The sequence below is a fragment of the Vreelandella xerophytica genome, from assembly GCF_968048975.1.
The window spans coordinates 587698-608862 of the sequence record NZ_OZ309106.1; the positions used below are offsets into that span (position 1 = coordinate 587698).

Genomic DNA, 21165 nt, shown 5'->3' on the forward strand with positions numbered 1-21165 from the left:
GACACGATGCACGTGCTACTCAATGTTGTGATTGTACTTTTGACCATCGCCTGCATGGAGGTGGTCGCAACGCTTTCGCACAAGTACATCATGCACGGCTGGGGGTGGGGCTGGCACCGCTCTCACCATGAACCGCGCACGAGCTGGTTCGAACTCAACGATTTATACGCTGTGGTCTCCGCCGCACTGGCCATTGCGCTGATCGCTTTCGGTACCGCCGGGGCCTGGCCGCTGCAATGGATCGGCGCGGGCATGACCGCTTATGGAATGATCTACTTCGTGGTGCATGACGGGCTGGTGCACAAACGCTGGCCGTTCAAGTACATTCCCCGGCGCGGCTATCTGAAGCGTCTTTACAAGGCCCACCGGCTGCATCACGCGGTGAAGGGCCGCCACGACTGTGTCTCTTTCGGCTTCATCTACGCCCCGCCCGTCGAGAAGCTGGAGCAGACCCTGAAGAGCCGCCACGGTGATGGCCCTAACGCGGGCGCTGCCAAAGCGACGTCGGGCGCAAAGACGCCGCCTTCCGAGCGCGAGAGCCCAGCGCGCTAGCCCCGCCGGACAACAGCAGCGCGATCTTCTCCCCCCGGCCGGTGCTCTGTCGCCCGTCCCAGGCGTGTCCGCCGGCGCGAGTCACCTTCACGCCAATCTTGCGATACACCCCGAGAGCCGCGGCGATCGCCCAGGCCGAGCGCAGTGGCAGCGCCTGTAGCCCGACGCGCGCCGAGGCGTAGTAGGGCTCGGCGGTCTCGATCAGGCGCGTCGCCACGCGGGCAAGCGCTTCCCGAAAGGTCGGGTCAAGAATGTCCTTTGCCGTCATGCCCTCATCATGAAGCCATTCGGCGGGCACGTAGCAGCGCCCCGCCCGGGCGTCCTCGACGATGTCCCGGGCGATGTTGGTGAGCTGAAACGCCAGGCCCAGATCGCAGGCGCGGTCGAGTACTGCCTCGTCGCGTACGCCCATGACCCGTGCCATCATCAAGCCCACCACGCCGGCGACGTGGTAGCAGTAGCGCAGGGTATCGTCGATGGTCTGATAATGCTCGTCGCGCACGTCCATGGCGTAGCCTTCCAGATGGTCGAAGGCCTGACGCGGAGGGATTTCATGGGTGAGTGCCACTTCCTGGAAGGCGGCGAAGGCGGCGAAGGCGGGCTCGCTCATCGGCTTACCGGCAAAGGCGCGCTCGGTCTGTGCCTTGAGTTCGATCAAGCGCGTCTCGCTTGCCGCCTTCTGGGCCTCATTGCCCTGAAGAGCGTTGTTGAACCCCAGGGTCTGATCGTCGATCACATCGTCGCAGTGACGACACCAGGCGTAGAGCATCAGCGCGGCTCGGCGCGTCTCGGGGTCGAACAGCTTTGATGCGCTGGCAAAGCTTTTCGAGCCTGCGGCCATGGTATGGGTGGCGTGATCCAGAAGCGCTTCGCTCATGAGTCCGGCTGCCCCGGTACGGGCCGCTCGTTTGCAAGCCGGTCGATCATAAGCCCTGCGGTTGCCTTGGCCGAACCGATCACGCCGGGAATGCCCGCGCCCGGGTGGGTGCCCGCGCCCACCAGATACAGGTTGTCGATCTTGCTGTCCAGGTTGTGCGGGCGAAACCAGGCGCTCTGGGTCAGGATCGGCTCGATCGAGAACGCCGAGCCCTGGTGAGCGCCTAACGTGTCACGGAAATCGAACGGCGTGAACGTGCGATGGGTCACCAGTTGGCTACGCAGCCCCGGCATGTAGTGCTTTTCCAGGTAGTCGAAGATGCGCTCGCGAAGCTTGGGGCCTTCTTCGTCCCAATCGAGATTCGCGGTGCCCAGGTGCGGCACCGGGGCCAGTACGTAGTAGCTGCCGCAGCCTTCCGGGGCAAGCGTGGGGTCGGTGACACACGGCGCGTGGAGGTAAAGCGAGAAATCCTCGGCCAGGCCGTCGCTGTTGAAGATCTCGTCGATCAGCTCCCGGTAGCGCGGCCCGAAGCACACCGTATGGTGGGCCAGCTGAGTGTGGTTGTGATTCAGGCCAAAATAGAGCACGAACAGCGAGTTGCTCATGCGCTTGCGCTTGAGCTTTCTGGCCCTTGAGGCGCCCACCGGGTGATGGCCCAGGAGTTTTTCGTAGGTATGCACCACATCGGCGTTGGAGGCTACCGCCCGGGCGTCGATGGTGCGGCCGTCGGCCAGGGTCACGCCGCGAATATGGTGGCCGTCCGCCTCGATGCGCTCGACCTTGGCGTTGAGGGCGATTTCCCCGCCCAGATCCTCGAACAGTTTTGCCATGCCTTGTACCAAAGCACCGGTGCCGCCACGGGGAAACCACACGCCCCACTTGCGCTCGAGGGCGTGAATCAACGTGTAGATCGACGAAGTGGCAAACGGGTTGCCGCCCACCAGCAGCGAGTGAAACGAGAATGCCTGGCGCAGATGCTCGTCCTCGATAAAGGTCGACACCTTCGCGTAGACGCTCTTCCAGGCCTCGAGCCTGGCAAGCTGAGGTGCGGCGCGCAGCATGTCGCGAAAGGACAGAAAGGGTACGGTGCCAAGCTTGACATAGCCCTCTTCGAACACCGCCTGGGAGTATTCCAGAAAGCGTCGGTAGCCCTCGACGTCACGGGGGTTGAAGTGTTCGATCTGGCGTTCGAGGTTTTGCTGGTCGTTGTCGTAGTTGAAGACCTCGCCGGACTCCCAGCAAAGCCGGTAAAACGGCGTGACGGACAGAAGCTCGACGTAGTCATCGATTTTTTTACCCGCAAGCTCGAAAAGCTCTTCGATGGCGCTGGGGTCGGTGATCACCGTCGGGCCGGCATCGAAGACGAAGCCTTCGTCTTCGTAAACATAGGCGCGCCCGCCGGGCTTGTCGCGGCTTTCACACAAGAGGGTGGGAATGCCCGCCGCCTGAAGCCGAATGGCCAGTGCCAGGCCGCCGAAACCGGCACCAATTACGATCGTTTTACTCATCTTTGAAGGCTCGCAGCCGAGGGGTTTGTTTAAGCACGGCCGGAATGGCCTCGCCCACCGGCACCGGCGGCTTGCCGGAGACGATGCGCGCCTTGTCCAAAAGCGTGGGGTGGCCGGCGTAAAAGCGCTGAATCAACCCATCGTTCAAACTGTAAAAGCGCTGCAGCACCTGCCAGCGCCGATCCGGCCGGCCGGCCAGAAACAGCATCCGGGTCAGCAGGCGGAAAAAGCGCTGCTCCCGCCAGCGTTGCCTGGCGTGGCGCTCGATCACCGCCTGCAGCGCGCCAGCGCTCAGGTCCTTCTGGGCGGCGACAAGGTCGGCAAGCGCCACGGCGCTGGGTAGCGAATAGCCGGTCATGGCATGAAACAGCCCGGCGCGAAGCCCGCTGACCGGCTGGTCACCCAGAGCCTTCCAGAACGCATCGATATCCCCGGTCAGCGCGATGGGCAGGTGGCCGCGTTCTTCGCGCTCGAGTGTCTCAAGCTCCCAACCCTGCACCTTCGCGTAGCGGGCGATGTTCTCCTTGGCGAGGGTTTGATTGAGACTTGCGTCATCCACGTAGTGGGTATCCTCGATCAGAAGCCGGTCCTCGGAGAGCGGCAGGCTGTAGACGAAGCGGTAGCCATCGCCTTGATCCACCGTGGCATCCATCAGCCGGGGGCGGTCGAGGCCGTGAGGCTTGGCAAGACGCCACTGCTGGCCCACGAAGGACTGAAAGCCGATGGTCAGGTGCGGGCTTTTTTGAAAACCTCGCCCGTCGATCACCGCGCGGGCTGCAAGCACGGTGCCATCGTCAAGGGTCACGCTTGACGCGGTGAGGCCCTGAACCCTTGTTCGGGTCAACAGGCGCTTGCCCAGGGCGGCACTCAGCACCTCGGCAAAGCGCTCGGCGCTCACACTCAGGTAGTCGCTCTTGAAGGTACGGGTAAAGGCGGGAAAGCGTACCTCGTAACCCGGCCAGCGGTGAGCCACCAGCGGTGAAAGCCAGTCAAGCTGCGCCGGGCTCACATCGCTTTCATGAAACGACCAGGTGTGGTTGCCGCCCGGCGCCTCACTGGCTTCGATCACCAGCAGTTCGAGCTCGGGCTGGCGCTTTAAAAGCCGCCAGGCAATCAGCCCGTTGGCCAGGCCCGCGCCGACGAGAATAAGATCATACCGCGTGTTCATGGGCCGTCTCCGCGAAAACTGCTTGTCCGGTGGTCAGCGCCTGTTCGGTGATTCGGGCGGCGCGTTCGGCGCCGCCCGCGGCGCGAAGCGGTGCCTGCATCGCCAGAAGGCGTTCCTTGCAGCTCGAATCCTCTTTCAGAACGGCCAGTTTTTCGGCAAGCGTGGCCGGGCGGGAAACGTTGAACGCGCGCTCCCCTAAGCCGTGGTAGAGCACCCGCGCCGCCACGCCGGGCTGGTCAAAGGCCAGCGGCACCACGAGCATGGGGGTGGCACTCTCGATGGCGTCCACCACGGTATTGAGCCCGCCGTGGGTGATCACGGCCGTGGCACGTTCGAGCGCGCGGGGCTGGTCGACGAAGTCCACTACCGCCGTGGCGCCATGGCTTTCAAGCGTCGCCACCTGGGCCTCATCCAGCTTGCCGCAGTGGGCGATGAGCAGGGCCGTCTTCTGCCTTTTGCAGGCCCGGGCAATCTTCTTGAACAGCCCCAGCCGGTGGCCCTGCAGCGTCCCCAGCGAGGCGAACACGAAGCGCTCGGGCAGATCCAGGGTCTCGAGGGTGCGATTCGTCGACGACGCGCGCAGGCGCAGCGGGCCGACGGCGTGAAAACTCGCGGGCATCTGGTGGCGGGGAAAATCGAAGGCCCGCGGCGTCTGGCTTATCTGGGCAAGCGGGGACAGGCATTCGTGGAGCGAGCGCCGGGGACTCAGGCCAAACGCCCGGGCGTGATGCGCCACCACGTCGGCGTGACGCCTCATGAGCCGGTCGTAGATGCGCTCGCTGGTGGCGTACATGTGGCGGGCGCGCTCGGTCTGCGCGTAGCGAAAGGGCATCACCGGCAGCGGCAGATGCGCCTCGCGGTTCACCGGCAGGGCGCAGGCGATCGAGACGAAGGGCACCCCCAGCGCCTCGCTGACCAGGGCCCCGGCAGGCTCCATCTGATCGGCGATCACCCCGTCTACCTCCAGCGCCTTGAGCGTATGAGGGAGTTCCTGACAGAGCATGTCGGTGGTGCGGGCCAGGTCGCGAATCATGGCGGACAGGCCAAGCCCTGACGGATTAGCCAGGCGATGCAGCGTCTTGTCCAGACTGCCCTTGGGATGAGTATCACGGCCGACTGCGACAAAGCCGATCCGCGTGTCGCCCAACAGCGCCTGAGCATCCGCCCGATGAATGAACGTTATCCGGTGGCCGCGCTCGATCAGGCGAACGCTGAGCGCTTCACAGGCTTTCACGTGGCTGTAAAGTGCCGGTGCCACGACCGCGTAATGGCCCATATTCGGCCCCTCAAGACGGGTGAGCGCTAGCCGATAAGGGCGAGCTGCTGGGTGAACCAGGTCTGCACAAACTGTCGCGTACGGCTGCCCTGAGGGCAGGCCGCGACCAGGTGGTCGTCGGCACGGCTGAGATGTTCGTTGAGTCGTTCGCGTACCGCGTTCTCGCCAAGGGTCGCTACCAGGGTCGATTTACCGATATCCTGATGGGCGTCCTTGCCGGTGCCGCTGACACCGTCGGCCAGATCGTCGATCAACTGAAAGGCCTGCCCCAGCTCCTGGGCAAAAAGCTCAAGGGTATGGGTGGCGTGTTCGTCGGCTTCAGAGGCCAGGGTGGCGAGGGCGAGCGTGGCGCTGAACAGCATGCTGGTCTTGAGCTCGTTGGTGGCCAGAATCGCCTGAGCGTCTCGAGTCTGGCTGCCCTCGCTTAGATCCAGAAACTGACCCTGCACCAGACCCTGAAGACCTACCGCGCGCGCCAGTGCCGCCACCGCCGAGGCCCGACGCTCCCCGCAAAGCCCCGGCGCTTCGGCCACCAGGGCGTAGGCGCGGCTTAAAAGCGCCACCGCGGCCAGAATCGCCACGCTCTCGCCAAACTGGCGGTGAATGGTGGGCTTGCCCCGGCGAAGCCTGGCGTTATCCATGCACGGAATGTCGTCCAGGATCAGCGAGGCGGCGTGAACCATTTCCACCGCGCAGGCAAGATCAAGAAGGCCGTTGAAGTCGGCCTGCACGCCTAGATCCTGGGCGGTCAGGATCAATAGCAAAGGGCGCATCCGCTTGCCCGGAGTAAGGGTGCCTTCGCGCATCGCCTGGGCAATCAGATCGCGTTCCTGGCCGGCAGGCAGCCAGTGGTCCAGGCGCTGCTCCAGCGCTTCGCGCAGCGCCTTTACATCGTGTTCTTGGCGTAATGGTTGGTCGGCGTCGGCGTTCATAGCGGTCCCTGGCGTTTCGTTATTCATGGCGGTATCGCGAAGGCCGCGACAGGAGATTTCAGGGGGCCTTGCTCTCCGTTCATCTCCTTACCCACTTTTTCACTGATCTTTTCACCCGTATCGCGATTTTGAAGTCGCTTGTAAAAAAGGGTTTTAACATCAACGGGCAGGGCTTGAAAGTCAATGCCCGCCGCGGTTATTCCAGCATGTCTTGTAAAAGCGCCATGACGTGGTTCACTTCATAAAGTGTCAGCGGGCCGTCCTTGGCAAAGCGTACGCGACCTGCGTCATCCAGCACCACCACCGCCGAACCTCCCCGCTCAAGGTTCCAGGCGCTTTGCACCGCGCTGGACTCATCCACCACGAACTGGACCTCCGGTACGTCACGCTTGCTGCTCTCGATGCTGCGACGAACGAACATCGTGCTGCCGAATACCGCATCATCAGTGTTGACGATGGTGGTGGCCTGGAAACGCTCGCTGGGGAAGCCGGCGGCCTCGATGGCTTCGATGATCGGGGCGTTCAAGTCCTTCGCCGAGAGCCTGCCTGCCACGTGGAGTACCACGCCGACATTGCCGGACAGCTGGGTGCTGTCCCAGCTCTGGTAGTGGAGCGTGCCGTTCTCCAGCACCACTTCGCCCTTGTCCGCCACGCTGACCGGGGTGATCGGTTCGCCCTGTTCAAAGGCGATGGCGTGTGCCAGGGCACCGCTTATCCAAAGCGCGGCGGCGAAAATAAAGGGGTGTCGTGTCATGCTCTCCTCCGGCGTGGCCCGTGGGCGATAGGTCATGGTCAGGGTAGTGGGGCGGCGCTGGCAAGACCGGTCTGGTCCAGTCGGAAAAACTGCTGTCGGCTTCGCTCGACGTAGCTCAGCATTTCGTAATAGCGGCGAATGTTGCGCACGTAGATGACCGGCTCTCCGCCTCGAGCGAAGCCGTACTGGGTCTGGCTGTACCACTGGCGCTGCTGCAGGAGTGGCAGCGCCTCGCGCACATCCGCCCAAATGTCCGGGTTGCCGCCACGGCGTCTGGCGATATCCCGGGCGTCATACAGATGGCCAAGGCCGACGTTGTAGGCGGCCATCGCCATGTAGAGACGGTCTTCGCCGGTAATGCTCTCCGGCAGGCGCTCTTTCAGACTTCTCAGATAGCGTGCACCACCGTCGATGCTCTGGGCCGGATCGCGGCGGTTTTGTACGCCCAGGTCGCTGGCGGTGGGGTGAGTCAGCATCATGATGCCGCGCACGCCGGTAGGGGAGACCGCGTCCGGGTCCCAGTGAGACTCCTGATACCCCACCGCCGCCAGGAGCTTCCAGTCAAAGCCGGTTTGCTGAGCGGCCTGCTTGAACAACGCCGCGAAGTCGGGCAGACGCTCGTCCAGATGACTCAGGAAGGTGCGTGTGCCTACGTACTCCAGGTAATCGTCGTGGCCGAAGTAGCGACGAACCAGGTGATCCAGCGCGCCGTTTTCCTGCTGTCGGGTCAAAAAACGGTTGGCGGCGTTCAGCAGGCCAAGCCCCTGGCCGCTGGGCAGGGCCCAGGCAAGCGACAAGGGCTCTCCCACGGAGAAGCCGCGCTCCACGTTGGGAAAAAAGAGCCGGTTGACGCGAAACTGGTGATCGAAGATCACTGCGGCGTCCAGCTCCTCGTCTTCCACCTTGGCCAGAAGCTCGGCGATTTCGATCTCTTTATAGGCCTGCCAGTCAAGCGCAGGCGTGTCGACTTTAAGGGCTTGCAGCGTCTGCTCGGTGCCGGTGGCGCTTAACGTGCCAACGTTCAGACCGACCAGATCCTCGGGAGTATTGATAGAGTAAAGCCCCCGCCGATAGACCACCAGTGGCTGCATTTCGATGATCGGCCGGGTATAGTGAATGCCCGGTGTGTCAGGGTAAAGCGGCAGTGCCGAGGCACCGATATCCCCCTGGCGGCGCACGGCGTCCAGTACCTCGTCCGGGGTGTGGCGGGCATTCAGGTTAAGGCTCACCCCCAGGTGCTCGGCAAACTGGTGCATCAGCTCGTACTCGAAGCCGGTAGGGCCCTGGCGGCCTTCGTAGTAGGTGGTGGGGGTGGTACGGGTATGCGCGGTAATGAAATCTTTTTGCAGAATGCGGGCCAAGTGCTCGTCCGGCGCCTGCCGGGGGATGACGGGCACCATCACCAGCCATGCAATGGTGGCCAAGGCCCAGTAGAGGCGATAATAGGCAAGAAAATGTCGGCAATATAATGTCGGCATGGAGTGTGGTCGGTATAGAACAGGCTGTCACCATACCCAGCCTGCCCCCCACTGTCACCTTGTTGATTTCGTATCAAAGCCGCTTTCCAGTATCATGGAGAGATCGTCGCACTGCGGCTTGGTGATTTCCTGCTCGAACTCTCTTTGCTTTAGAGGCCCCCAGATATGCTCGAACTGCGAGGCGCGCCCGCCCTTTCTGCCTTCCGTCACGACCGGCTTTTAAAGGCATTGCGTGAACGTGTTCCCGAGGTGTCGGCGCTGTCCGCCCACTACGTTCATTTCATCGACTGTCTTGAGGCGCTGGACGCCGCCGCCCAGGAGCGCCTGGCAAAGCTTCTGGAGTACGGCAGTTTCAGTACCGCCGACGAGGTGGACAACCCCACGCGCCTTCTGGTGGTGCCGCGCCTGGGCACCCAGTCGCCCTGGTCCTCCAAGGCGACGGACATCGCCCATAACTGCGGGCTTTCCGGCGTGCGGCGCATCGAGCGCGGCATCGAGTACCGCGTAGGGGGCGATGCCCTCGATGAGCAGAGCAAGGAGATCATCGCCGCCGAACTTCACGACCGGATGACCGAAACCGTGCTGTGGGACACCGCCGACGCCGAGAAGCTGTTCGTCCGCCTCGACCCGGCGCCGCTGGGCGCGGTGGATGTTCTGGAAGGCGGGCGCGAGGCACTGGTGGTCGCCAATCGCGAGCTGGGGCTGGCGCTGACCGGTGACGAGATCGACTACCTGGTGGACGCCTTCACCGAGCTTGACCGCAACCCAAGCGATGTGGAGCTGATGATGTTCGCCCAGGCGAACTCCGAGCACTGCCGTCACAAGATCTTCAACGCCGACTGGCTGATCGATGGTCAAGCGCAGCCCCAGTCGCTGTTCAAGATGATCAAGAACACCTTCGCCTCCTCGCCGGATAACGTGCTCTCGGCCTACAGCGACAACGCGGCGGTGATCAAGGGCAGCCAGGCCGGACGCTTCTTTCCGACGCCCTTGACCGGGGCGGCGGGGGAGCGGGCGCTTTATGGTGCCCACCAGGAGCCCATTCACATTCTGATGAAGGTGGAAACCCACAACCACCCGACAGCCATTGCGCCGTTCCCGGGGGCGGCCACCGGCTCCGGCGGCGAGATTCGCGACGAAGGCGCAACCGGCATCGGCGGCAAGCCCAAGGCGGGGCTTTCCGGCTTTACCGTGTCGAATCTGCGTATCCCCGAATTCGTGCAGCCCTGGGAGGCGTTCGACTACGGCAAGCCCGAGCGCATGCAGTCGGCGCTTTCCATCATGCTCGACGGTCCCATCGGTGGCGCGGCGTTCAACAACGAGTTCGGCCGGCCCAACCTGACCGGTTACTTTCGCACCTACGAGCAGGACACGCTCAGCGGCGAGTCCATCAAGCGGCGGGGCTTTCACAAGCCGATCATGATTGCCGGCGGTTTCGGCAACATTCGCGCCCAGCACGTCCAGAAGGGCGATATCCCGGTGGGCGGCAAGCTGATCGTGATGGGCGGGCCTGCCATGCTGATCGGGCTGGGGGGCGGGGCGGCGTCGAGCATGACCTCCGGAACCTCGAGCGCGGATCTCGACTTCGCCTCGGTACAGCGCGAAAACCCGGAAATGGAGCGCCGCGCCCAGGAAGTGATCGATCGCTGCTGGGCGATGGGCGACCAAAACCCGATCCGCTTCATTCACGACGTGGGCGCCGGCGGGCTCTCCAATGCCCTGCCGGAGCTTGTGAAGGACGGCAACCGCGGCGGACTTTTTGATCTGCGCGCCGTGCCCAATGCCGAACCCGGCATGAGCCCGCTGGAGATCTGGTGCAACGAGGCCCAGGAGCGCTACGTGCTGGCGGTGGCCCCGGAAGACCTCGATACGTTTGATGCCTTCTGCAAGCGCGAGCGCTGCCCGTATGCAGTGGTCGGCGAGGCGCTGGAGCAGCATCATCTGGAAGTGCGCGACGGCCATTTTGAAACCCGCCCCGTCGATCTGCCCATGAGCGTGCTGTTCGGCAAGGCGCCCAAGATGCAGCGCGAATTCACCCGGCAAACGCCGGAGCTCTCCGGGGTGATGCTCGACAATCTCGATCTTCGCGAAGCGCTGGACCGGGTACTTCGTCTGCCCGCAGTGGCCTCGAAAAGCTTTTTGATCACCATTGGCGATCGCTCGATCACAGGCCAGGTGGCCCGGGATCAGATGGTCGGCCCCTGGCAGGTGCCGGTGGCGGATGTGGCCGTGACCACGGCAAGCTATGACACTCACGCCGGTGAGGCCATGGCCATGGGCGAACGCCCGCCGGTGGCGCTGATCGATCCTGCCGCCAGTGCTCGCCTGTCCGTCGCCGAGGCGATCACCAACCTGGCCGCGGCCCCCATTGCCAAGTTGTCGGACATCAAGCTCTCCGCCAACTGGATGAGTGCTGCCGACCACCCCGGTGAAAACCAGGCGCTGTATGACGCGGTGCACGCGGTGGGCATGGAGCTTTGCCCGGCGCTTGGCATCGCGGTGCCGGTCGGCAAGGACTCCATGTCCATGCATACCGCCTGGCAGGGGGAGAACGCCCGGGGCGAGCCCGAGGAGAAAAGCATCACCTCGCCGCTTTCGCTGATCGTCACGGGCTTTGCGCCGGTCACCGATGCGCTGGCGACGCTCACCCCGCAGCTCAACATGGACCAGGACGAGTCGGATCTGATTCTGATCGACCTGGGTGGCGGCCAGAACCGTCTGGGCGGCTCGGCACTCGCCCAGGTGTATGGCCAGCTGGGCAACGTCTGTCCGGATGTCGACGACCCGGAAGATATCAAGGCCTTCTTTGAAGTGATCCAGGGGCTCAACCGTGACGGCAAGCTGTTGGCCTATCACGATCGGAGCGACGGCGGCCTGCTGGTCACGCTGCTGGAGATGGCCTTCGCCGCCCACGCCGGGCTCGAGATCAAGCTCGACTGGCTGATAGACGAGCCGGTGGAGGCGTTCAACGCGCTGTTTGCCGAGGAGCTGGGGGCGGTCATTCAGGTCAACCGCCGCCACACCGAAGAGGTGCTGACCCAGTTCGCCGTGGCGGGTATCGAGACCTGCGGCGTGATTGCCCGGCCGCGCTACGATGACCAGGTGCGCGTGACGCTCTTTGAAGAGCCGCTTCTGGAAACCACTCGCCAGCTGACCCAGCGCACCTGGTCGGAGACCAGCTACCGGATGCAAGCGCTTCGCGACAATCCCGAGTGCGCCAAGAACGAATTCGACAACCTGATGGACCTTCGTGATCCCGGCCTGAGCGCGGCGCCGAGCTTCGACGTGGATGACGATATCAGCGCGCCGTTCGTGAATACCGCCAGGCCTGCGGTGGCGGTGCTGCGCGAGCAGGGCGTCAACGGCCAGATGGAAATGGCCTGGGCCTTCGACAAGGCGAATTTCGATGCCGTCGACGTGCACATGAGCGATATTCTCGAAGGGCGGGTGTCGCTCGAGGAATTCAAGGGGCTGGTTGCCTGCGGCGGTTTTTCATACGGAGACGTGTTGGGCGCTGGCGGCGGCTGGGCGAAATCGGTGCTGTTCAACGAGCGCGCCCGCGAGCAGTTCGAGGCGTTTTTCACCCGCGAGGACACCTTCTCGCTTGGCGTATGTAACGGCTGTCAGATGTTCTCGCAATTGAAGCCCTTGATTCCCGGTGCCGAGAACTGGCCCGCCTTCGTGCGCAACGAATCCGAGCAGTTCGAGGCGCGGGTCTCCATGGTGCGGGTCGAGAAAAGCCCCTCGATTCTACTCAAAGGCATGGAAGGCTCGACGCTGCCCATCGCCGTGGCTCACGGTGAAGGACGCGCGGCGTTTCGCGACAGCGCGCATCTTCGCCAGATGCAGTCGAGCCACCAGATTGCGCTGCGCTATATCGACCACTATGGCCAGGTCACCACACGCTATCCGGCCAACCCCAACGGCTCGCCCTCGGGGATTACCGGCCTCACCACGCCAGATGGCCGGGTAACGATCATGATGCCGCACCCGGAACGGGTGACCCGCGCGGTCACCAACTCCTGGCGGCCCAGCGAGTGGACCGAGGACGGCGCCTGGCTACGCCTGTTTCGTAACGCCCGGGTCTGGCTGGGCTAGTCTGAAGGCTTTATAAAGCGTTAAAAAAAGCGGTGGCAGGAGAGAAATCCTGTCACCGCTTGGCGTTTTATGGTGCGGGGTCATGCGCGGGGCTCTCTTGACCACATTCAGCGGTGAGGCCGGGGCTGGACAGTATCGCCTGTCTCGCCGGGGGAGACGTGAAGCTCGGCTTCCAGATCGTGCAGGGTCTTCTGGTAGCGCTCAACCAAGGCTTCATAGCGCCCGAAATCGTGACCGCAATCCATGCAGTAGACGTGGACCGTGTCACGACGCGTGGCCGGCAGACGTTTCAAACGGCTGCCGCACCCGGGACACTCGGCGCTGAAGTGATTGGTCGACATGGCATACTCCTTTGACGTGAGGCTTGCATCAGTAACATCTTAAAAAATGTAAAACCAGAACTCTCCCATCGTGTGATTCATACATTAGCTAAAAGTTTCATTAGCAGGCTAACTATTGGTCGATAACGCTTCCAAGGCGCTTCCCGAGCTTCGCGACTATCAACGTCAGGCGGTCGCCCGGGTCGTCGAACACTTTCGTGGCACAAGCGAGCCAGGCGTGGTGGTACTGCCTACCGGCAGCGGTAAATCCCTGGTGATCGCCGAGCTTGCCAGGCTCGCCCGTGGGCGGGTGCTGGTGCTCGCCCATGTGCGCGAACTGGTCGAGCAAAATCATGCCAAGTACCAGGCCTACGGGCTCGAGGCGGACATCTTCAGCGCGGGGCTCAAGCGCAAGGAGGCCAGTCGTCAGGTGGTGTTCGGATCAATACAGTCGGTAGTGCGCAACCTCGATTCGTTCAAGGACGAGAACTTCACGCTACTGGTGATCGACGAGTGCCACCGGGTCTCTCTCGAGAAGGCGTCGAGTTACCGTAAGGTGATCGATCATCTTCAGCGCCAAAACCCAAAACTCAAGATTCTAGGCTTGACCGCCACGCCCTACCGGCTGGGCCAGGGGTTTATCTACCACCGTCACTACCACGGCATGGTGCGCGGCGACTCCGCGTGCTTTTTCACCGACTGCATATTCGAACAGCCGCTTCGCCTGATGGTGCGCCAGCAGTATCTTGCTCCGCCTACGCGGCTGGATATGGCCATCGAGGGGTACGACTTCTCGACACTCGCGCCGGCGCAAAACGGCCTGTTTCCCGAAAAGGCGCTCAACGAGGTGGTCGCGGGTAGCCGGGCGACGCCCGGCATTGTCGATCAGATCCAAGAGCGCGCCGAGAGCCGCCAGGGCGTGATGATCTTCGCCGCCACCGTGGCCCACGCCGAGGAGGTAGTGAGCTACCTGCCGGCACAGCAGGCGGCCCTGATCACCGGCGATACCCACCTCCGGGAGCGCGAGCGGCTGATCGCTGCCTTCAAGGCACGCGCGCTCAAGTATCTGGTGAACGTCTCGGTACTCACCACCGGGTTCGACGCCCCGCACGTCGATGTGATCGCTATCTTGCGGCCCACCGAGTCGGTGAGTCTCTATCAGCAGATTGTCGGCCGCGGGTTGAGATTATCGCCGGGCAAGACGGATTGCCTGGTGCTCGATTACGCGGGCAATCCCTGGGATCTTTACGCTCCGGAAGTCGGCGAGCCCAAACCCGACAGCGACAGCGAACCGGTCCAGGTGATCTGTCCGGCCTGCGAACACGCCAACCTCTTCTGGGGCAAGCGCGATGGTGACATCGTCATCGAGCATTTCGGACGACGCTGTCAGGGGCTTGTCGAAAATGAGCGCGGCCGCCGGGTGCAGTGTGACTTCCGCTTTCGCTTCAAGGTATGCCAGCAATGCGGGGCCGAGAACGATATCGCCGCGCGGCGCTGCCACGGCTGCCAGACGCTTCTGGTCGACGCCGACGACAAGCTCAAGGACGCGCTGAAGCTCAAGGACGCCAAGGTGCTGCGGGTCAGCGGCATGCAGGTGGATGCCACCACCAACGGCCGGGGACTGCCGCGCTTGAAAGTGACCTACTTTGACGAAGACGGGGTGGATCTGAGCGAATGGTTTGCACTGGAAACCGCCGCCCAGCGCCACGCGTTCTATCACATCTTCTTGCGCGATCATCTGCGCGCGCCGGGCGTGGACTGGAAGCCCACCTCCGCCCAGGAAGTGGCGGGGCAGACGCACCGGCTGCGCCGTCCGGATTTCGTGGTGGGCCGCAAGGTCGGCCGCCACTGGCAGCTTCGCGAGAAACTCTTTGACTATCAGGGGCGCTATCGCAAGGCGGCGGATGCCGGCGGCGATGTCTCGTGAGGCGCGCGCTGGTACACTGGCGCGACTGTCCATGAACCGAGGAAGCCCACCCGCGTGAGCGAAACGCTAGAGCCCACCGGCGAGAACCCCAGCCAGGACGCCGCCGCCGAGCCGGCGGTAATCGCGCTTGGACGGCTTTTCGACGAGCCCATCACCCAGATGCCGGAGGACCTCTACATTCCTCCCGAGGCGTTGAAGGTGTTTCTGGAAGCCTTCGAAGGCCCGCTGGATCTGCTGCTCTATCTCATTCGCCGCCAGAACCTGGATATCCTGACCGTCAATGTGGCCAGTATCACCCACCAGTACATCGAGTACGTGGAGCTGATGAAGGCCATGGAGATCGAGCTTGCCGGGGAGTACCTTCTGATGGCGGCGATGCTCGCCGAGATCAAGTCCCGCACGCTGCTTCCCCGCCCGCCGAAAGAGGAGGGGGCCGAGGAGGAGGACCCGCGCGCCGAGCTGATTCGCCGCCTGCAGGAGTACGAGCGCCTGAAGGAGGCCGCCGAAACCCTGGATACCCTGCCGCGGGTGGGGCGAGACTGGTTCAGCGCCCAGGCAGGGCTGCCGCCGATCGAAACCCGGGTAATCCATCCCGACGTGGAACTCGATGAGTTGCTGGGTGCGCTTTCCGATATCCTCAAGCGCTCGGAGCTGACCCAGAGCCACCAGATCAGCCGCGAGGTGCTCTCCACCCGGGAACGCATGCTCAAGATCATGGACATCCTCGGCAGCGGCGCGGCCCAGGGACGCTATACGCCTTTTGAAGCGCTCTTTACTCTGGAGGAAGGACGCGGCGGCGTGGTGGTCACCTTCATGGCGATTCTGGAGCTTGCCAAGGAGGCGATGATCGATATTGTGCAGAATGCGCCGCTTTCGCCCATTCACGTTCGCGCTCGCCAGGCGGCGCTGGTGGACGAGCAGGAGAGCGCCTTCGAGATGGATGACGAGCCAAGCGACGCCTTTGAAGACGTGCAATCCGAACTAGACGACAACGGCCCCGGCGAGGATGAGTCGTGAGACGCACTATCGAGAACAGTAACGGCCTGGATGAAATCATTGAGGCGGCTCTGCTGGCCGCCGGCGAACCCTTGACGGTGGAGCGCCTGGAGACACTCTTTCTGGAAGGCGAAAGCCCCGGCCCCAGAGGCATGCGCGAAGCGCTTGGCCGGCTTGCCGAGCGCCACGCGGCAGGGGCGCTGGAGCTTGTCGAGACCGCCTCGGGCTTTCAGCTGCGTATTCGCCCAAGACTCTCCCAGTGGGTTTCCAGGCTTTGGGACGAGCGCCCCCAGCGTTACTCGCGAGCGCTACTGGAGACGCTGGCGCTGATCGCTTACCGCCAGCCGGTCACCCGGGGCGATATCGAAGAGGTGCGCGGGGTCAGCGTATCGAGTTCGATCATGCGCACATTGATGGAGCGCGGCTGGATACGCGTGGTCGGCCACCGGGACGTGCCGGGCCGCCCCGCGGTATACGCTACCACCCGCAGCTTTCTCGACGACTTCGGCTTGAAGACCCTGGACGCTCTGCCGCCAATGCACACTCTTGCCCAGCAGGAGGAGCTTGCCATCGACGATGCCACACAGGCCGCACAAGACAGTGACGTTCACCAGGACGTCGGCAATTCGAGAGAGGACAGCGTCTTAAAAGCGTCGTCAGAAAAAAGTCTCGAGACGCTGGACGAGACGGTGGAAACCGTGCAGGATGCGCCACCCAACCCGGGCGATAGCGCCCGAGACCACGCCGAGACGGCGTTAACCCAGCCGCTAAGCTTTGCCGATCTGGAAGCGCGACTAGCGGCGCGTGCGGCGCCAAAACCTGAGCCGCCCACGTCGACGAAGAAGAGGTCCGACGACCATGAGTCAGAATAACCAAACCCCACCCGCCGGCAGCGAAAAGCTGCAGAAAGTGCTTGCCCGCGCCGGATTTGGCTCGCGCCGGGAAATGGAAACCGTGATCACCGATGGCCGCGTGAAGGTGAACGGCCAGGTTGCCAAGCTGGGCGACCGGGTCGCGGAGCGCGACAAGGTCAGCCTTGACGACCGGCCGGTGTCCCTGCGACCGGAAGCCGAGGTGCCCCGGCGGGTGCTGATGTACAACAAGCCCGAAGGCGAGCTTTGCACCCGCAAGGACCCGGAAGGCCGGCGTACGGTGTTCGAGCGCCTGCCAAGGCTCAAGGGCGAACGCTGGATCGCGATCGGCCGGCTGGATATCAACACCAGCGGTCTTTTGCTGTTTACCACCGACGGCGAGCTTGCCAACCGCTTGATGCACCCCTCCACCCAGGTGGAGCGCGAGTACGCGGTGCGTGTGATGGGCGAGGTGAAGCTCGAGCACATCAAGGCCATGGTCGATGGCGTCATGCTCGAAGACGGGCCGGCACGGTTTACCGATGTGCAGGAGTTCGGCGGCGAAGGCATCAATACCTGGTTTCACGTGGTGATTCTGGAAGGCCGCAACCGTGAGGTGCGCCGCCTGTGGGAATCTCAGGGGCTGACCGTCAGCCGCTTGAAGCGCGTGCGCTACGGCAACATCTTTCTGGACAAGCGGGCCAAGGCCGGTGAGTGGATCGAACTCAGCCAGGATGAAATCGACGACCTGGCCACTGTGGCTCAGCTTGAAACCCGCAAGGTGCCCGAACTCACCCCGGACGAGAAGAATCGCTGGAGCCGTGACAAGCACAAGCGTCGTCCGGTACAGGCCATGCGCAAGCCCAAGGCCAAACGTCGCTAGGCCAGTGCCGCTTGGGGTAAATGAGCGCTGAAAAGTAAAAAGCGCTTGCCAAAGGCATGGGGGATGCGTACTATATGCATCCGTTCGAGGGGGTCGTTAGCTCAGTTGGTAGAGCAGTTGACTTTTAATCAATTGGTCGTAGGTTCGAATCCTACACGACCCACCACCGACGCAAAGACCGTTTTCGTGCGTTGGCCCTTCAATGTTTCGAACGCATTGCCTGCATGGCGTACGCTGTGCCCTTCGGCAGTCTGGGTCGTTAGCTCAGTTGGTAGAGCAGTTGACTTTTAATCAATTGGTCGTAGGTTCGAATCCTACACGACCCACCAAATTCAGCGCCCCGGGCAGTTTCTGCTCGGGGCGTTTTGCCTTGCACGGGTGACGATATCTGCCCGGAAGCCGGCGCTTTCAGCGCCCGTGAAAGGGAGACCCGCGCCAAGGCCCTGGATAAACGTCACATGCCTCAATTGAACGTCGAAAGCGCCTCGCGGTAATCCAGAAAGGCCTCGCGGCGCTGGTCGATCAAAGCTGCAAGCGAGGCGTCATTCGCCTGCTGGGCAACGTTCTTGGCGATACTCAACTGCTGAATGCCGCGATCCACCCGGCCGGTCAGCTGAAGGTACTCCGCCTGTGCCAGGTGCCCCCAGCCGTTTTCCCCGCTGCGTCCGGCCGCGGTGGTCAACAGATTGAAACCCTGCGGGTTTTCCGGGTAGCGCTCGGTGACACGTCGGAGCAAGGTGAACGCTGCCTGCGGGTCGCGCTGAAGTTGCGCTTCGGCCAGTATCAGTTGCACGGGCAGGTAGTTGGGCATGAAGCGCAGCCAGCGCTCGCTGCGCCTGATCGCCTCGTCAATGCGGTTTGCATTCAGGGCTACCTCGGCGGCGGAGGCGGGAATCATGGCGTAGTCCGGGTATTCGGCGGCGAGCTGATCCAGGCTTTGCAGGGCGCTGTCGATCTGGCCGCTGCGCGCGCTGATCAGTGCGCCCAGATAGCGTCGGGAGGGCTCGTCGGCGCCGTCTTGGGCGAGTCGTGAACTCGCCTGGCTGGGATCGTTGCTGTAGATGCTCAAGAGTGCCCGGGCGCGCATCATGTCGTAAAGGGTGTCGCTTTGGTAGCTGTCGGCCACGGTCAGTTGAGCCACCCGGGCCTGGGCGTCGCTCAAGCGGCTATCCGACACCGGGTGGGTGAGCAGAAACTCCGGTGGCGTGCCGCCTTGAAGGCGCGCCATGCGCTGCATGGCAGCGAACATGCGCACCATCGCCTCGGGGTCAAAGCCGGCCGCGGCCATGGCCTGAAGGCCGATCCGGTCGGCTTCCTGCTCGAAGCGGCGCGAATAGGAGAGCTGGTCCTGAATCAGGGCGGCCTGGGAGCCCATGGCGGTGGCAATGCCTGCATCGCCACCACCGCTGGCAGCGATCAATATGCCGGCCAGCATACCCGCCATGGCGGGAAGCTGGGTTTGCCCGGCCCGGTCGCTTCCTCGGGCGTAGTGGCGCTGGGAAAGGTGACCCAGCTCGTGAGCCAGTACCGAGACAAACGCGCCCTCGTCATCGGCGAAGGCGAAAAGTCCCGAGTTGATACCCACCACGCCGCCGGGCACGGCAAAGGCGTTGAGCGAGCGATGATCCACCATCACGGTGGTGGTGTTCAAATTGCCCAGCTGGCTGTACGGGGCGAGCCTGGCAACCAGGTTCTCCAGATAGTCGCTGACGATGGGATCCTGCCATTGGGGCGCCTGGGCGCGAAACTGTCTGAGCCAGGCGCGGCCCAGGCGAAATTCTTCATGGCTGACCGAGGGCGCGGCGCCGCCCAGGCTCGGGAGCTGGCTGTTATCAAAGGCCTGGCTTTGAGGGGGCGATAGAACGCTTGCCACGACGCCTGCCGCTACCAGCGTAAGCGCCCAAGCCCAACGTGTCGGAAAACGAACGTGCGACATGACATCCTCTTCTAGTCATAAGGCCTGCTCTTGCAATCAGGCCGCCTGCGGTGTGACATTGATTCGAGTCGGGAAGTGCCGTTAAATCAAACGCAATCGAACATCAGTGACCATCATGTTTATGCAACAATGCCAGCTTTCTGCAGGCATTTTAAGGGAGCCGCTATGTCGGATCATGAAGGGTTTGATCATCAAGCGCCAGCGCCGCCGGTACCGGATGCGGTCATCGACGCCTATGGTCTTGCCTGTCCGCTGCCGCTTTTGAAAGCCAAGCAGGCGCTCGCCTCGCTTGAAGGCGGAAAACTGCTGGAAGTGATCGCAAGCGATCAGGGGTCATGGCGGGATATCGTCTCGTTTGCCGAGCAAAGTGCGCACACGCTTGTCAAGCGCGAGCAGCGCGGCGACCAGTACCATTTCTGGATACGCAAAGCAGAGAGCCCTCGTTTATGACCATGCGTAATATTCTGAAAAGTTGGGTGGAACGCTACTTTTCAGACGAAGAGGCGTTGATCCTTCTGGTGGTGCTGGTGGCTGGATTTGCCGCCATTATCTGGTTCGGTCGGATGCTGGCGCCGTTTTTCACTGCGCTGGTGCTGGCCTTCTTGCTTCAGGGCGTGGTGAATGTGTTCACCCGGCGCGGCATGCCCCATCTGCTGGCCGTGATCATCGTCTTTCTCGCGTTCATCAGCGCCTTGCTGACCCTGGCCTTCATTCTGATGCCCTTGATCTGGAATCAATTGGTGGGGCTCGTTCAGGAGTCGCCGCGCATGTTTGCCAGCGGCCAGGCGTGGCTTGACGATCTGCAGGCCCGCTACCCGAACCTGATCACCCCCGACCAGATGCAGAACTGGGTCAGCGTGGCCAGCCGCGAGATCAGCCAGCTCGGCCAGCGGGCGCTGACGCTTTCGCTGGCCTCATTGGGCAACGTGATGTCGATCATCATCTACCTCGTGCTGGTGCCTATTCTCGTGCTCTTCATGCTGAAGGACCGGGAAGTGCTGGTAGGCTTCATCCTCTCGCTTCTACCTCAAAAGCGTACGTTGATGACGCGTATCTGGCGGGAGATGGATCATCAGATCGCCAACTACATCCGCGGCAAGTCCATCGAGATCATCATCGTGGGGACGGTGGCCTTTTTCACCTTCACGCTGTTCGGCCTGCCCTATACCGCGCTTCTATCCGTGCTGGTAGGCTTTTCGGTACTGGTGCCGTTTATCGGGGCTGCCGTGGCCACGCTGCCGGTGGCGGCCGTGGCCGGGTTCCATTTCGGGATCAGCGAGCAGTTCGCCTACGTCCTGCTGGCCTACGGCATCATTCAGGCGCTGGATGGTAACGTGCTCTCGCCGATCCTGTTCTCGGAGACCAACAATATCCATCCGGTCTCGATTATCGTGGCCGTGCTCTTCTTTGGCGGCATCTGGGGCTTCTGGGGGGTGTTCTTCGCCATCCCCCTGGCGACGCTTTTGAAAGCGCTGGTCTACGCCTGGCCCCGGGGTATCGAGACGCGCCGGGATGGCCAGGGCGTGATCCTCACCGACGACGCCCCGCCACGCTAACTCGCCCGCCCGCCGATTGCGCTTTGTACGTATGGCGGGCGCGGCTGTCTTGG

At 62.9% G+C, this 21165-nt stretch carries 17 protein-coding genes and 2 tRNA genes; 10 read left to right on the plus strand and 9 right to left on the minus strand.

The genetic code is table 11. From position 1 onward, the window contains the following. The first annotated feature begins 6 nt into the window (after nt 1–6). On the plus strand, nt 7–552 hold the full coding sequence (locus ACWF8S_RS02800; protein WP_447555305.1) for a sterol desaturase family protein: 546 nt from the start codon (nt 7–9) through the stop codon (nt 550–552). Here the strand turns inward: ACWF8S_RS02800 and crtB are convergent. The 7 genes from crtB to mltF form a co-directional block, all read right to left on the minus strand. After that, nucleotides 479–1429 carry a 15-cis-phytoene synthase CrtB gene (gene crtB, locus ACWF8S_RS02805; protein ID WP_447555306.1) on the minus strand — a complete coding sequence of 317 codons (951 nt, stop codon included), beginning with the start codon at nt 1427–1429 and terminating at the stop codon, nt 479–481. The two genes, ACWF8S_RS02800 and crtB, sit on opposite strands and share 74 nt — an antisense overlap. After that, on the minus strand, nt 1426–2937 hold the full coding sequence (locus ACWF8S_RS02810; RefSeq protein ID WP_447555307.1) for a phytoene desaturase: 1512 nt from the start codon (nt 2935–2937) through the stop codon (nt 1426–1428). Before ACWF8S_RS02810 ends, crtB begins: the two co-directional genes overlap by 4 nt. Beyond that, nucleotides 2930–4105 carry a lycopene beta-cyclase CrtY gene (gene crtY / locus ACWF8S_RS02815; protein ID WP_447555308.1) on the minus strand — a complete coding sequence of 392 codons (1176 nt, stop codon included), beginning with the start codon at nt 4103–4105 and terminating at the stop codon, nt 2930–2932. The genes ACWF8S_RS02810 and crtY overlap by 8 nt, the downstream gene beginning before the upstream one ends. After that, complete coding sequence (locus tag ACWF8S_RS02820) at nt 4089–5381, minus strand: glycosyltransferase (protein ID WP_447555309.1); 1293 nt, start codon at nt 5379–5381, stop codon at nt 4089–4091. The genes crtY and ACWF8S_RS02820 overlap by 17 nt, the downstream gene beginning before the upstream one ends. Nucleotides 5382–5407: 26 nt before the next feature. Next, nucleotides 5408–6340: a polyprenyl synthetase family protein gene (locus ACWF8S_RS02825; RefSeq protein ID WP_447555310.1), complete on the minus strand. Its 933-nt coding sequence runs from the start codon at nt 6338–6340 to the stop codon at nt 5408–5410. A gap of 169 nt (nt 6341–6509) precedes the next feature. Continuing rightward, nucleotides 6510–7067 carry a YtfJ family protein gene (locus ACWF8S_RS02830; RefSeq protein ID WP_447555311.1) on the minus strand — a complete coding sequence of 186 codons (558 nt, stop codon included), beginning with the start codon at nt 7065–7067 and terminating at the stop codon, nt 6510–6512. A gap of 38 nt (nt 7068–7105) precedes the next feature. Next, entirely contained in the window at nt 7106–8545 is a 1440-nt protein-coding gene (gene mltF / locus ACWF8S_RS02835; protein ID WP_447555312.1) for a membrane-bound lytic murein transglycosylase MltF, read from the minus strand. Between the two features lie 165 nt (nt 8546–8710). Between mltF and purL the strand changes: the two genes are divergently transcribed. Then, nucleotides 8711–12643, plus strand: a complete 3933-nt coding sequence (purL, locus tag ACWF8S_RS02840) for a phosphoribosylformylglycinamidine synthase (protein ID WP_447555313.1) — start codon at nt 8711–8713, stop codon at nt 12641–12643. Nucleotides 12644–12750: 107 nt separating this feature from the next. Here purL and ACWF8S_RS02845 read toward each other — a convergent pair whose 3' ends face one another. Beyond that, a complete protein-coding gene (locus ACWF8S_RS02845) occupies nt 12751–12984 on the minus strand; it encodes a hypothetical protein (RefSeq protein WP_447555314.1) in 234 nt (77 codons plus the stop codon). 115 nt (nt 12985–13099) lie between these two features. Between ACWF8S_RS02845 and ACWF8S_RS02850 the strand changes: the two genes are divergently transcribed. The 6 genes from ACWF8S_RS02850 (at nt 13100) to ACWF8S_RS02875 (ending at nt 17949) form a co-directional block, all read left to right on the plus strand. Beyond that, nucleotides 13100–14890, plus strand: coding sequence for a DEAD/DEAH box helicase (locus ACWF8S_RS02850; protein WP_447555315.1), 1791 nt, complete (start codon nt 13100–13102; stop codon nt 14888–14890). Nucleotides 14891–14944: 54 nt separating this feature from the next. Further along, nucleotides 14945–15907, plus strand: coding sequence for a segregation and condensation protein A (locus ACWF8S_RS02855; protein ID WP_447555316.1), 963 nt, complete (start codon nt 14945–14947; stop codon nt 15905–15907). Next, entirely contained in the window at nt 15904–16758 is an 855-nt protein-coding gene (scpB, locus tag ACWF8S_RS02860) for an SMC-Scp complex subunit ScpB (RefSeq protein WP_447555318.1), read from the plus strand. Before ACWF8S_RS02855 ends, scpB begins: the two co-directional genes overlap by 4 nt. Next, nucleotides 16745–17620 carry a 23S rRNA pseudouridine(2605) synthase RluB gene (gene rluB / locus ACWF8S_RS02865; RefSeq protein ID WP_447555319.1) on the plus strand — a complete coding sequence of 292 codons (876 nt, stop codon included), beginning with the start codon at nt 16745–16747 and terminating at the stop codon, nt 17618–17620. The genes scpB and rluB overlap by 14 nt, the downstream gene beginning before the upstream one ends. Before the next feature lie 90 nt (nt 17621–17710). Then, a tRNA-Lys gene (locus tag ACWF8S_RS02870) sits at nt 17711–17786 on the plus strand. An 87-nt stretch (nt 17787–17873) separates the two neighbouring features. Continuing rightward, nucleotides 17874–17949, plus strand: a tRNA-Lys gene (locus ACWF8S_RS02875). A 134-nt stretch (nt 17950–18083) separates the two neighbouring features. Here the strand turns inward: ACWF8S_RS02875 and ACWF8S_RS02880 are convergent. Next, the gene (locus ACWF8S_RS02880; protein ID WP_447555320.1) at nt 18084–19556 is read right to left on the minus strand and encodes a M48 family metalloprotease; all 1473 of its coding nucleotides are present in this window, start codon (nt 19554–19556) and stop codon (nt 18084–18086) included. A gap of 165 nt (nt 19557–19721) precedes the next feature. On the opposite strand from ACWF8S_RS02880, the gene ACWF8S_RS02885 reads away from it, so the two are divergent. Beyond that, the gene (locus ACWF8S_RS02885) at nt 19722–20006 is read left to right on the plus strand and encodes a sulfurtransferase TusA family protein (protein WP_447555321.1); all 285 of its coding nucleotides are present in this window, start codon (nt 19722–19724) and stop codon (nt 20004–20006) included. Further along, nucleotides 20003–21112 (plus strand): AI-2E family transporter, encoded by a 1110-nt coding sequence (locus tag ACWF8S_RS02890; protein ID WP_447555322.1) that lies wholly within the window; start codon nt 20003–20005, stop codon nt 21110–21112. Before ACWF8S_RS02885 ends, ACWF8S_RS02890 begins: the two co-directional genes overlap by 4 nt. The last annotated feature ends 53 nt before the right edge of the window (nt 21113–21165 follow it).